This window comes from Leptospira johnsonii (assembly GCF_003112675.1).
Classification (GTDB): domain Bacteria; phylum Spirochaetota; class Leptospiria; order Leptospirales; family Leptospiraceae; genus Leptospira_B; species Leptospira_B johnsonii.
In genome coordinates this window covers 1-13,616 of the sequence record NZ_BFAY01000012.1, presented here as the reverse complement: position 1 = coordinate 13,616, position 13,616 = coordinate 1, and the positions used below count along the sequence as shown (strand labels likewise).

Below are 13,616 nucleotides of genomic sequence, written 5' to 3'. Positions count from 1 at the left end.
CAAGAGGTCGCGATACGGCTTTAAGGGTGCGGAGCCAAAAAGGGAAACCACCTAAAGGAGGAACAGATGGCGACTATAATCCAAAAACCGGGACTGCCTGAAATCAAAGACAATTCTGAAGTGAAATCTTTTCTGAATAAGAGAGGGATTCAATATGATCATTGGCCGGTTCCTAACAATTCAAATTCTCTTACGGACAAGTTGACTCTTGTAGACGAGGAGAAAGAAGCTCTCCTCAAAAATCTAGACAATCGTTTCGAGACCTTAAAGGAAAAAGAAGGATATCAATCCAGAGATTTGATCGTTCTTCATCCGCAAGTTCCAGGCCTGAACGAGATGTTGGCCAAATTCGATAAAGTGCATTATCATACTGACGACGAAGTTCGTTATATCGTAGATGGTTCCGGGATTTTCGGATTCTCACTCGCCGGCGAAAAGTTTTTAGTAAAAGTGGAGAAGGATGATTTCATCTCTGTTCCTAAGAATACGAACCACTGGTTCACTCTGGACGAGAACAAAAGAATTAAAGCGGTCCGTTATTTCCAAGACATGAGCGGCTGGGTTCCGAATTACGTAGAAGAAACTACGGCCTTAGTCTGAAAAATGTCCCAAAAAAAGATCCTGACCCGCCTTGCGGAGTCGGGAGTTCTATATCATTCTAAAGGATGGATGCCTGGAACTGCGGGCAACCTTTCTATCAAGGACGAAAAAGATCCTAACGTATTCTGGGTAAGCGGAAGCGGTTTGGATAAGAACAAACTGACTCGAAAAGATTTTCTTCCTGTAGAGATACAATCTGGAAAAGTATTAGAAGGTTGGAAAGGCAGAGAAGGTCTCAAACCTTCTGCGGAAACTTCAATACATAGAGCAGTTTATAAAGCCTTTCCTGAAATGGGATGTTCTCTTCATGTTCATACTCCTGAATCTAATCTGATCGAGATCGGAGTTTCCAAGGAGAATCCGATCGAGGATCTTCCACTTCTTCCATTAGAGATCATTAAGGCATTCGGTATCTGGGATGAGAACCCGAATGTTGCCGTTCCGGTTCTATACAATTATCCTAAGGTGCAGGATATCTCGGATCATTTGGAAAAACATCTTACCGAGACAAAACCTAGGGTTCCATTTTGTATTATAGAAAAACATGGGATCACAGTTTGGGGAAAGGATCTGATCCAGGCGAATCGGCATTTAGAAGCTGCGGATTTTTTATTAAAAGTGCGGGCGATGTCCAAGTAAGAATATGGGATCTAAAAATATCCTTGTAGTCGGGGCCGGATCAGGGATCGGCAGATCTTTATTAGAAAAATTGAATGCAAATTCTGAGTATTTCCCGATCGGGGTTTCCAGAAGGGGTAGACCCTTGGAGGAAAGTTTCGAAAGAGGAAAAAATTACTACTGCGATCTTGCGGAACCTGAGCAGATCCTAAAATTCACCTCTTTTCTTTCGGAACGCTGGGAAGAGATCCATGCCATTTATTTCGCTTCCGGTGACGGTCTATTCTTAAAAATAGAAGATCTAGAATGGGAAGATCTGCAAAAACATCTTACCTTGAATTTAAGCGCTCCTATTTTACTGACTTCTAAACTTCTGCCTTCTATGAAAAAGGGATCTCTTCTCTGCTATATTTCTTCCACTGCGGGGAGGCAAGGGTTTCCGGAATCTTCTCCTTATTGTGCATCTAAACATGGCCTTGCCGGTTTTGCAAAAGCAATTCGAGAAGAAGTAAAAGACCGTGGGATAAGAGTTACAACTGTGTACGCCGGAGCAATAGACACTCCGATCTGGGATGGCAGAGAAGGTTTCAAAAAAGAAGATATGGTCCCTGCTTCGGATGCTGCCGTCTTTTTAGAAAGTTTGTATTCTCAACCTGCGAGTTTCAACCAGGACGAGGTCCTTTTTCTTCCGCCTAAGGGTGTGTTATAATTTTTTAGGTTTCTGCCCAGCGTTCTCTGATCTCTAAAAGTTCAGGCATCAAATTCAAAAATATAGGAACAAGACCTGGATCAAAATGAGATCCTGCCCCTTTTCGGATATGGTTGACTGCGTCTTCTACACTCCAGGCTTTTTTATAAGGTCTTTCCGTGGTAAGTGCATCGAATACATCTGCGATCGTTACGATCCTTGCTTCCACCGGAATTGCATCTCCTTTGATCCCGTTTGGATAACCGCTTCCGTCCCATTTTTCGTGGTGGTTCAGCGCGATACTCTTCGCCATTTGTAAGAGCAAAGAATCATGGTCCCCGATAATCTCCGCACCTATGGTGGGATGGGTTTTCATGATCTCCCATTCTTCCGGATCTAGTTTACCAGGTTTTTGTAATATACTATCTGGAATTCCTATCTTGCCGATATCGTGCATGGGAGAAGCATGCAGAATTTTGTCTGCGGTGTCCTGAGAATAGCCCAAGGCCCTAGCAAGAGTTTCCGAATAATGGCTCATTCGGATCACATGAAGCCCTGTCTCATTGTCTTTGTATTCGGCCGCTAAACCCAATCTTTGGATGATCTGGAGCCTAGTCTCTTTTAGTTCGTCATTCCTCACCAAAGAAAGATGTGTTTTTACTCTAGCTTTTACGATAGCAGGACTTACAGGTTTTGTAATATAGTCCACGGCTCCCGCTTCAAAACCGTCCGCCTCGTCTTCTTCTTCCGCCATAGCTGTTACAAATATCACAGGTATCCTGGAAGTAGAGGATTCACTCCTGAGCTTTTTACAGGTTTCATGCCCTGTCATTCCAGGCATCATCACATCCAAAAGGATGAGATTCGGTTTTTCGGAAATCGCAAGCTCAACGGCCTTGATCCCATCCTTTGCAAAAAAAAGTCTATAATCTTCTTGTAATATTTGTTTGAGTACCTGCAGATTTGCAGCTTCATCGTCTACGACTAAAATTTTAGGTCTATCATCGAGTAGATGGCTCATTTTATTTTCCGAGATCCGTATCCAATCCGAGTTGGGTAATGAATTTTTTGAGAAGAATATAAGCTTCTTCGAATTCGAATTGTTCTATTTTAGAACTAAAAAGTTTAAAATCGGAATTTTCCACTTTTGTTCGGATCAGGTCCGAAAATTCTTCCACGTATTCTTCTTCTATCGAACCTCTTTGGAAAGATTCGGATAGTTCCTTAGCAAGCACAGAAGCCCGTTTAGGATCCCATTCCACTTCTTTTCCGGGAGACACGATTTCCGGATCGGCATTCCTTTCGGAATAACCTAATACTCTTGCGATCTCCGCTATTAGCTGGTCCATCTCCACAGGTTTGGAGATGAATCCATCCATCCCGGCCAAACTCGCTGCGTTTTTATCTTCTTCAAAAACGCTGGCGGTCAATGCTAAAATAGGGGTCCTGGAAACGTTTTCTTGGACCTCATGCATTCGGATAACTCTAGTCGCTTGACGACCGTCCAGCACCGGCATCTGTACGTCCATTAGAACCAGATCAAAAGATCCAGTCGTGATTTTTTTTACCGCATCTTCTCCGTTATAGGACGATTCCACCTGATGTCCTAGGTTTTGGAGAAGAAGAGAAATTAGCTCTGTATTTTTTTCCACATCGTCCACGACTAGGATCTTTAAAGCCGGAAGTTTGATCCCTGTTTGGATCTTGGTCTCTTGTTTAGGTTTTCCTTCTTTTAAAGGAAGAAGGACATGGAATGTACTTCCTTTTCCAAGAGAGCTCTCCGCCCAAATTTTGCCGCCCATCAATTCAGTTAATTGTTTGCAGATGGTTGTACCAAGTCCCGTTCCACCATAACGTCTAGTAGTGGAAATATCCGCCTGAGTGAAAGGTTCGAAAATTTTATCCATTCGATCCGGCTGGATCCCGATCCCAGTATCTTGGACAGCAAAGTGGAGTTTTCCTTCTTCCCTAGTCACTTTCAGACTAACTTTTCCTCTATCCGTGAATTTGACTGCGTTACCGATCAAATTCATTAGGATCTGTCTGATTCGCAACGAATCCCCTTTGTAAAATTCAACCAGATCTGGATCTTGGATTACTTCGAATTCTAGATTTTTCTTTCGAGCGCTGATCCCTAAAGTGGATTTTAATTCTGCGACTAATTTGAAAAGGGAGAAGTCCATTTCTTCCAATTCCACCGCTCCTTTTTCCAACTTTGCGGTATTTAAAATATCATTCAAAAGTCTTAATAAAGATTTTGCGGAACTTTTGACCGTTTCCAAATGGGTTCTATGATTTTTTTCTAATTCATCCGAAAGAAGTACTTCAGTAAATCCAAGGATCGCGTTCATCGGAGTACGGATCTCGTGGCTCATATTCGCTAAGAAAGAAGTTTTAGTGATCGCGGCAAGTTCCGCTTTTTCTTTCTCCTTACGTAATGCTTCTTCTATTCTTCTTCTTTCGGTGATATCTAAAATAACTCCGTCTATAAAGATCGCTTCTCCATTTCCACCGTAAGCTCCGCATCCGTTTTCCCAAAGCCATCTGATCTCACCGTTTTGGTGGATGATCCTATATTCCAAAGTGAAGGTCCTCTTTCCGGTAACTGCGACTTCTACTTCGTATTCTACAGACTTGAGATCGTCTGGATGGATAATATCTTTGAAAGAACGTATTGAATTTGCGCTTACAAAATCTTGGACAGGGTAGCCGGTGATGGATTCGGAAGCATCGCTCATGAATAACATCTTCCAGTCATTATTGGGAAGACATCTGTAAGTGATTCCGGGGATATTTTCGATCAAGGAACGCACTTGTTGTTCACTTTGTTTTAATGCGTTTTCGATCATTTTTCTTTCGCTGATATCTGTCACAAAACCTACGAATAGATCTTCTCCTGCAAGTTTTCCATGTCCTATCGCTAAACGTACCGGAAAATCGGAGCCGTCTTTTCTGATACCAATGACCTCTCTACTGCTTCCTATAATTTTAGCAAAGCCGGCGCTCAGCATTGTTTCAGAATTTTTGTCTCTTCCGTTATAGTATGGATCGGGCATCAGTTCTCTGATATTTTTTCCGATCACTTCTTTGTTTTCATAACCGAAGATTACTTCTGCTGAATGATTGAATTCTCTGATCCTACCTTGCGAGTCCATGGTAATTACACCGTCCACAGCAGTGGTGATGATCGTTCTAAGTCTGGATTCGCTGACTTTTAAATTATTCACTAGATCGCGATATCTCAAGAACCAGTTGACTGCGAATGCAAATAGGGTGAAAGCGATCGTGATCAAAGAAACGGAAAGCGCAAGAAAGGTAGAATCAGCAGTTTGAGGGACTAGAGATTTATCTTCTTCTCCGATAAATCTTGCGGCTGCCATACCGGTATAATGCATTCCGGAAATCGCGGATCCCATGGTGATGGCTGAAATTAGAGAAGGCCATAGAGTGCCTAATTTCAAATTTTCCAAACCGAATCTTACCCAAAGAGAGAGTATCGCAAGAACCACTGCAACTATGATGGACAGCGCGAAGAACCAAGGATCATAACGTAAGTAGGGAGCTGTTTCTACGGCTCCCATGCCGGTATAATGCATAGCTCCTATTCCGGAACCTACAAGTAATCCACCTATCACCAGTTCTCTGCCCGAAATTTTGGGTCTGTTTACGAATGACAGAGCGATCGTAGAAGCAAGAAGACTTGGAAAGATAGATAAGATCGTTAGACTTTTATCGTATTGAACGGTAGTGCATAACTCGAATGAAAGCATTCCGATAAAATGCATGGACCAGACGCCGCAGCCCAAGGCCAAGCTAGCCGCCGCAGAAATTAGATATTTTGTAATGGGCGGAGAAGATTCTGGAACCTTCTGTCCTACGATCTGAAGAGCGATATAAGATGCAAATATCGCCATCAAAACGGAAAGAACAACCAACCAAGGATTGTACGTAGCCGTAAGAAGTTTAGAAGAAGAATTATAAATGAAAAAATTATCTAAAAATGCGATCACAAAAAATCAGACCTCGAAAGGAAGCCCCACATAAAATATAGTATTCCCAGGAGAAGAATCAAACCAGATCCTTCCCTTATGTTTTTCTACAATCCGCTTTGCTATGTCCAAACCTAAACCGGAACCTTCACCTAAAGGTTTGGTTGTGAAGAATGCATCGAATACTTGATCCTTCACTTCTGCAGGGATCCCGGGCCCTTTGTCTTGAATGGAAACTATTACCTCATTTCCCTGCAAGGAAGCGCTGATCCCAATGGAACCTTTATACGACATTGCTTGGACAGAATTCATGATCAAATTTGTCCATAAATGCATTAAATCATCCGGAAAACCGAAAAACTCCGGGACCCCATCCAGGTTAGTGGAAACTTCTACACCATGTTTGAACAGATTTTGGTATAATGTTAGAACAGTATCTATATTTTCTTTTAAGGAAAATTTTCTCTTTTTATGAGAGGATTCGAAATGTGCAAAACTTCTGAGTGCATATACAATTTTTGCGGAACGATCCACTGCGGTTTTGATTGTATCTACACATTGTTCCGGGCCCAAAAGGTTCAAAAAGAAGGGGAGGAGTTCCCTTGCATTCTGATTTTTTAATATACTCTCGAAGTTTTTCCAAGAAGAAGCGATCCCGTAATCCACAAAATATTCGGCGGTTTCTTCCGGGAAAAGGATATTCGCGGATTTCATTTCCGTTTTGATCTCTGCAAGTACTCTTCTTCTTTCCAAGCCGATCAGGATTTCCTTGGAAGACAGTCCTAAGGAGATGAGTTCATTGTAGGAGTTCCAATCTTCATCGGATAAAGAAGAGAGAAGGGGAAGAATGGAACGTAATTCCTTTCTGACCTTTTCAAGATAGGAAAGAATATTAAAACCTGCCGCCTGTATGGCGCCTATAGGATTATTAATCTCATGGGCTATTCCCGCCGCTAACTGACCTAGATCAGCTAGTTTGGAGGCCTGTATCAATTTTGCCTGGGTTCTTGTTAGATTTTGGAGTGCATCTTCCAGATCTGACTTTTGGGACTCAATGATCGCTTTTTGAGCTAAGATCTCATGATTCGCTCTTTGTAATGTAAGGATCCGGAATTCAGCTTCTTCTAAACCTGTAGCGTCAGTTCCTGTAGAGATAACGTATTGCAGATGACCGTTTCTGTCTCGGACTTCTTTATGCTCCCAAAGAGTCCTTCTGGATTTTCCATCTTTTGTTCTCAGAAGTACGCTTGTATGTTTCGGGAACTTCTTCTTTGCGAAACGATGCTCGAAAACTTTTGCGATCGCATTTTTTTCGTCTGCAAATAATTCGGTTTCCCAAAAAACTCTTCCTTCCAACTCCATAAGGTCGAAACCTGTGGTCTGCAAGCAGGCTCTATTCAATAAAATTAATTTACCATCTCCGTCCAAAACTAGGAACAAAATACTAGTGGAGTCTAAAATACTCTGTAGAATGTCCCTTCTTTCCGAAAGTTTTCTCTCTGAGATTGCCCTTTGGGTCACATCTCTAAGTACGACAATTTTGAATTGGGAACCTTCTGCTTTTTGGGAACGAACCGAAACATCGTAATATTTTCCGTTGTTCGTTTTCCACTCTGTGTTGGCCTTTTTATGAATATTGCATTCTTCCACAAGAGCATCCAGGTCCGGAAGGAAATCGGAGAGTTTCGAATCTTGTCTTAGCCTTGCTATTCCTAACAAATTTAGCGCGGAAACATTACAATCCAGAAGGAAGCCGGAAGAATTCATTACAAAAACTGCATCTTGTATGTATTCGAACACCTGGTTTCTCGCCAGAGGGATCAGGTTTAAGATCCTAAAATAAAAAAGCCCGTACATCCAAATGAGCAGAGCAAAACCGGCGGCCAAAGGGAAAATATCCAACTTAGGATGGATGAACGGGATAAAACCTCCGGCCGTCATGATCTGACTTCCGAAAGGAAGACAGATCCCGATCAGGAATACCAAACATCTGATCCTATGGAATGCTCTTTGGGTCCAGATACCATATAATAAAATAATAATACAGATCGAAAATACTGAAATGGAATTAATCACATAGATCTGCATCCAAGGCCCGTATTCATAGATCAAAGCCAGCCAAGGTGCGGAGGTATCGAAGCGTAGGGAAGGGCGGATCAATTCTTCTTGCCCGAACCAAACCACGAATTCTGTAGTGATTGGGATAAAAGAAAGAAGAAGAATGCTAACCGGATGAATGAACTTGCTTAGATTTGATACTCTTAAGCAAAGAAAGAAAAGAGATACGATCAGAAGGTCTGGGCCGATAAATTGGAAATTGTCCCAGAAAATAATACTTTCCGGTCTGGTACTGACTATCTCCCAAAAATAACCGAAGCTATACAGAGCTATTCCGAGACATACCAGAATGAATTCTGGAGCTCCGGAAGTTTGTCTATTTTTGAAACCTAAACGAAAAGTAAGGATAGAAAGAAGGAGACTAAATAAGGGAAGGATCGCGTAAGAAGTCCATTTAAACCAAGATAAAGATTGGACTTCCATTCCCATGCAAACTAATTTTGAACGCTACCCCTTCGGCTCAAGGAGAAAGTTTCTAAGCTTAAAATATAAGACGTTTTCGCCTGATAGATCCAGTCTTTGGAAATTAAATTTATCTCTTAAGTAAAGAAATTATAGAGTTAACAGAATATTCAGTTATTAAAACCGACCGCGGTTCCGGCTTTTTCTCCCAGGGTAAAGAAGAAGGATGCGCCTTCTCCAGGTTTACCTTCTGCCCAGACCGAACCCTTGTATCTGGTGACGATTCTCTGCACGATAGCAAGGCCTACACCGGTGCCTTCGAATTCGTCCTGTCTATGCAACCTTTGGAAAACTCCGAAGAGCCTATTATAATATTTCATGTCAAAACCGGCACCATTGTCTTTTACGAAGAATGCTTTGCCTTTTTCCGTATTTGTAACACCTATCTCCACTTTAGGTTTTTCCTTCTTAGCGGAATATTTTACAGCATTAGAAATTAAATTCTGGAACACGTAAGACATCATGTCTCGATCGGTGGTCACTTTTTCGAGAGGGTGGACTATAATTTCTGCGTTATGATCTGTTTGGTCCTTGATCTGGCTTGCGACGGTTTGGGCAACTTCGGTTAGATCGAAAGTGGAATCTTTGAGTTCTTTTTTCCCTACTTTAGAGAATTCTAATAAATTATCGATCAGGTTCTCCATTCTTTTTGTTGATTCTATGAGCACATTCAGGAATCGGACCCCTTCCTCGTTCAAAACGGAACTATGATCTTCTATGATCATTTGAGTATAACCTTGAATGGCTCTCAAAGGCGCCCTTAAATCGTGAGAAACGGAATAGGAAAATGCTTCCAATTCCGCATTTGCAAACTCCAGTTCGAAATTTTTTTGCTCCAACGCTTCTAAATTCTTTTTTCTATCTTCCGCAATGGCAAGAAGCGACTTCACTCTTACGATCAATTCTTCAGGATGAAAGGGTTTACATAAATACTCGTCCGCTTTCGCTTCCCAACCTTTCAGCATAGCTTCTCTATGAGTTAAAGCCGTAAGAAGTACAACGATGGTCTTTGAAATTTTAGGGTCCGCTTTTATCTCTTGGCAAAGTTGAACTCCGTCCATTTCGGGCATCATCACATCAGAAAGGACCAGATCCGGCTCCCAGAAATAGACTAATTTCAGTCCTTCTTTCCCGTTCTTAGCGGACTTAACCTGGTATAAAGGAGAGAGAAGCGAATAAATATAACTGGAAAGATCCTCGTTGTCCTCACAGATCAAAACTTTAGGTTTATTCGAAACGTCAGTATCTTCTTTATTAGAGATCTCTAAACTAGAATATTGAGGAGAATGGGAGAAAATATTCGAAGTAGGGTCCTTCTCCCCTGAATCGACTTTCTGAGCTGGGATTTTGACGCTAAATTTGCTTCCGGAATCCAGCTTGCTGGAAACTTCTACAGAACCGCCTAGAAGTTCCGAAAAATCTTTTACCATGGCAAGGCCTAGTCCTGTCCCTCCGAACCTTCTGGTAGAAGAACCTTCTGCTTGCTGGAACTTCTTAAAGATGATCTTTTGGTCTGCTTCTGAGATCCCAATCCCGGAGTCCTGAACGGAAAGAAGAAGTTGATCTTCCGAATGAGTTATGATAACGGAGATATTCCCATTCTTAGGAGTGAATTTTAAAGCGTTAGAAAGAAGATTAAAGAAAATCCTTTCGAATAAATAGCGGTCGATCAAAATATACAGATCGGAAGCAGGTATCTCCTTTCGGATCAGTATATTCTTCTCCAAAGCGCTCGGCTCGAAATCTTTCAAAATAGCCTGGATCAAGTTACTGATATTCGTGGATTCGAGTTCCACCTTCATCTTCCCGGCTTCAAATTTAGAAAAATCTAATAGACTATTCACCATCTGGAGAAGTCTGACTGAATTATTATGGACCGTTTCCAACATTTGGATATTGTTGGAAGAAAGACCGGATCCTTTATCTATAAGAATCGATTCAACCGGAGCTAGGATCAAACTAAGAGGTGTCCTAAGCTCGTGGGAAACATTCGCAAAAAATTCGTTTTTGATCTTTTCAGTTTCTCTTAGACTTTTATTTGCTGACTGCAATTCCTGAGAACGACGGATGATCTCCGTTTCCATCTCTTCCGTACGGGAACGAAGTACTTCAGTCATCTCAGATTGTTTTTCCCCTCTTTCTTTTAGGAGAACAAACTCTGTAACATCTTCCGCCTTATGGATGATGTATTCTACCTTTCCCTTTTTGTTTAGGACAGGAGTGTTTAAAGGGCTCCAATATTTGGCGGTAAAACCGCCACCTTCTTCTTCCGGAAGTTGGATATCATATTTTTGGACAGCCATCGTGTCTGGAACTTTTGTTTCCAAAACGCGAAGAAGGGAACTATGAAGATTGCTTACACCAGTCGCTTCCGGATCGTCTGGATTATCCGGAAAGACCTCGAAAATTCCTCTGCCTAAAATTTTATCTCTCTCAGTCAGAGTGGCCTTGAGGTAGGCGTTGCTCACTGCTAGAATTTTGAGCTCTGGAGAAAGAACCAGATACAAACCTGGGACGGATTCGAAAAGAAGCCGAAAATCGGGGCCTGAAGAGGAAGAATGATCCATCTGGTTTGCCTAATATAGAAATGCAATAGGTCCGAAAATAAACGAATTCATTTCAAATTTAAAGAATGCGGAAAAAATAGAATATCTAATTTCCCTAAAAGGTCTATTAGAATCATTCCGTTTTTATAGGATCCTGCCGGTTTTGTCATTCAACAATTATCCTTTGAGTGATGGAGTTCTATAGTATACATTCAAAAATTCTCCGACAAAGCATATTAAGTGCCGCTAATGCCTGTTAGACCTCCTACAAAATTTTTCTCCAAACGGATCAATAAATTTGTCCTAAAGAGACGCATAACGGATATTTCTTAGGTAACGTTCCGGAAATTTCGGAATTTGCTGGCAATAAGTCGAAACGCGAATAAAAAAGGCAAAACTCTACCAGAAACGTCAAATGAGGTCCGGCGATTTCTTTTCTAAAGGATTTTTTTTGTTTCAGTGTGACTGAAGGGGCGGAGCTATATTCTAAAATCCAAATAATTTACTATACATATATTTAGTATATTTCTATTTTCTCCTTATGCCCGCTTCGCTTAAAATTCGAATCGTTTGGGAGAATGGAAAATGTTTCTCAGTAATTTCGTTTCCGTATGACACGAATTTATATCAAAGAATAAGAAAAGTCCCGAATTCTCGTTGGGATAATGTTCAAAAAGTCTGGAAAATTCCATTTTCCGAATCTTTTCTTTCCAATTTCATTTCGGATTATGGGGATAGAATTGATGCTGATCCTGAAATTTTATTAATCCCCCTTAAAACGGAACTACTCAGAAGAAACTACAGTAGGAAAACTTTAAGATCCTATTTTTTTTACAACAGGGCTTTATTAAAGTCCTTAGGCAAAAACCCATATATAGTAACCGAATCGGATTTAAAATCTTATTTGGACCGGATTTTATATGAAAAGAACTTAGCCTCCAATTCAATTAAATCCATTCTACAATCTCTTAAGTTTTATTATAATATCGTAATAGGTAAGAAATATTTAAAAACTTATCCATATCCAAAACGGGAGAAACGAATTCCAGAATCTTTATCGAGATCCGAAGTTGCGAGAATGATTGAATCTACATCGAACCTTAAACATCGCCTTCTTCTTCGACTTTGCTATGGAGCAGGCCTTCGCGTGAGTGAACTTGTGAAATTAAGAGGAGATGACTTAGATTGGGAGCGAAAGTCAATTCGTATCCGTCAAGGGAAGGGGCAAAAGGATCGATTCACTCTTCTCCCCAATAGTTGCAAAAATGAATTGTTGGATGTACTTCACAAGCAAGGAATGAGATCTTGGATCTTTCGAGGCCAAATCCCTGAAAAAAATCTAAGTGTTAGAAGCGCGGAAAAAATTTTCACTCAGGCAAGAATAAAAGCAGGAATTACTAAAGATGTCTCGATCCACGATCTGCGTCATGCATTCGCGATTCACCTCCTGGAATCCGGAACTTCTATCAAGCTAATCCAAAGATTGCTTGGCCACGTTTCCGTCAAAACCACTGAAATTTATGCTCGCATTGTCGACCCAATGGTTTCTAAGATAAAAAGTCCACTGGACGAGCTATGATTTACGCACCTTCGCCCATGCTCTGTTTTTGGGCCGGATGGACGAATTAGCAGAAAGTCAGAGTTAAGCGCCATACGAACGAAAATAATCTTTATGAAAAAATTTATAATTATATTACTTATAACTCCTTTCTACCTTTGGGCGGAGTCGGATGAAGATTTAGATAAGAATCTTTCTGGCTTATGCAAAGAGAATTCGAATGAAGCATTTTGTTCTGTGATAGAGAAATTTAAGCGCGGAACTGTTCCTAAATTTAATAAAGATTCATGTATTATAGTTGGATATGGACAAAAATATTCTCTCAATAAAAATTCTCAGGTGGTACCCAGAGATTATTATGCTTTACTTATTAAGCAATCAACGTCCAAACCAAGTATAAGTTTTATAAAGATAATTCCGGAAAATGATACAGAGGTGGCTGAGGTAAAAGAGTTACTGGAATCAACAGAAACAGGAAACTCCATTGGTCAAAATGGTTTCTTATCGTTTTTGCAAAATCAATTTGATAATCAAGCTTTTGATGAAATAATTATTAGTGAACGAAGTATCAAATTGAAAAATCCCACCGGTCCATTTGGAATACTGAGGCAATTTGAGGAGAGGCTATTTCTGTTTCAGATGGTTTTGGGAACCCACAGAAGACCAAGTATCTTTATTTTTTCAGCTGGAGTTAAACAATGCTTTCCAGTTTCACGTTCGAACGGCGCTTAACTGCGTCGCTCCACTGCGCTTCGACACTCACTTCGTTCGGTCTCGCTTGGGCTCCGCCAAATCGCCTCGGTAACTCGAATTGCAGAGCAATTCTTGTTCCCGTCTTCGCTATCGCTCAGCACGGCGACTTCGGAGCGACTAGTTCGTTATACGCCATTTTCGAAATATAAAGAATCAAAGAAATGTTTTAAATTACTTGAATCTATTCATTGAAATAAAAAATTTTGATTAAATATTAATATGAACCTTGAGGTATTATACAATGCAAAAGAGTATGCGCTTACGCATTTTCTTATTGCACTTTT

At 40.8% G+C, this 13,616-nt stretch carries 9 protein-coding genes; 5 read left to right on the top strand and 4 right to left on the bottom strand.

The window, feature by feature from the left end:
- Nucleotides 1–66 precede the first annotated feature (66 nt).
- The 3 genes from LPTSP_RS17150 to LPTSP_RS17140 are packed head-to-tail and all read left to right on the top strand — an operon-like array spanning nucleotide 67 to nucleotide 1,927.
- Nucleotides 67–600, top strand: a complete 534-nt coding sequence (locus LPTSP_RS17150) for a 1,2-dihydroxy-3-keto-5-methylthiopentene dioxygenase (RefSeq protein ID WP_108929982.1) — start codon at nucleotides 67–69, stop codon at nucleotides 598–600.
- A 3-nt stretch (nucleotides 601–603) separates the two neighbouring features.
- On the top strand, nucleotides 604–1,239 hold the full coding sequence (gene mtnB / locus LPTSP_RS17145; RefSeq protein WP_108929981.1) for a methylthioribulose 1-phosphate dehydratase: 636 nt from the start codon (nucleotides 604–606) through the stop codon (nucleotides 1,237–1,239).
- A 4-nt stretch (nucleotides 1,240–1,243) separates the two neighbouring features.
- On the top strand, nucleotides 1,244–1,927 hold the full coding sequence (locus tag LPTSP_RS17140) for an SDR family NAD(P)-dependent oxidoreductase (RefSeq protein ID WP_108929980.1): 684 nt from the start codon (nucleotides 1,244–1,246) through the stop codon (nucleotides 1,925–1,927).
- A 4-nt stretch (nucleotides 1,928–1,931) separates the two neighbouring features.
- On the opposite strand, the gene LPTSP_RS17135 is transcribed toward LPTSP_RS17140, so the two are convergent.
- From LPTSP_RS17135 to LPTSP_RS17120, 4 genes are all read right to left on the bottom strand, one after another.
- A complete protein-coding gene (locus tag LPTSP_RS17135; RefSeq protein ID WP_108929979.1) occupies nucleotides 1,932–2,927 on the bottom strand; it encodes a response regulator in 996 nt (331 codons plus the stop codon).
- A 1-nt stretch (nucleotide 2,928) separates the two neighbouring features.
- Entirely contained in the window at nucleotides 2,929–5,916 is a 2,988-nt protein-coding gene (locus tag LPTSP_RS17130; protein ID WP_108929978.1) for an MHYT domain-containing protein, read from the bottom strand.
- A gap of 6 nt (nucleotides 5,917–5,922) precedes the next feature.
- Complete coding sequence (locus LPTSP_RS17125) at nucleotides 5,923–8,436, bottom strand: histidine kinase N-terminal 7TM domain-containing protein (RefSeq protein WP_245915628.1); 2,514 nt, start codon at nucleotides 8,434–8,436, stop codon at nucleotides 5,923–5,925.
- Between the two features lie 149 nt (nucleotides 8,437–8,585).
- Nucleotides 8,586–11,042, bottom strand: coding sequence for a hybrid sensor histidine kinase/response regulator (locus LPTSP_RS17120; RefSeq protein ID WP_108929976.1), 2,457 nt, complete (start codon nucleotides 11,040–11,042; stop codon nucleotides 8,586–8,588).
- Nucleotides 11,043–11,562: 520 nt separating this feature from the next.
- Between LPTSP_RS17120 and LPTSP_RS17115 the strand changes: the two genes are divergently transcribed.
- Nucleotides 11,563–12,600, top strand: coding sequence for a tyrosine-type recombinase/integrase (locus tag LPTSP_RS17115; RefSeq protein WP_108929975.1), 1,038 nt, complete (start codon nucleotides 11,563–11,565; stop codon nucleotides 12,598–12,600).
- 93 nt (nucleotides 12,601–12,693) lie between these two features.
- Nucleotides 12,694–13,311 carry a hypothetical protein gene (locus LPTSP_RS17110; protein WP_108929974.1) on the top strand — a complete coding sequence of 206 codons (618 nt, stop codon included), beginning with the start codon at nucleotides 12,694–12,696 and terminating at the stop codon, nucleotides 13,309–13,311.
- Nucleotides 13,312–13,616: the final 305 nt, after the last annotated feature.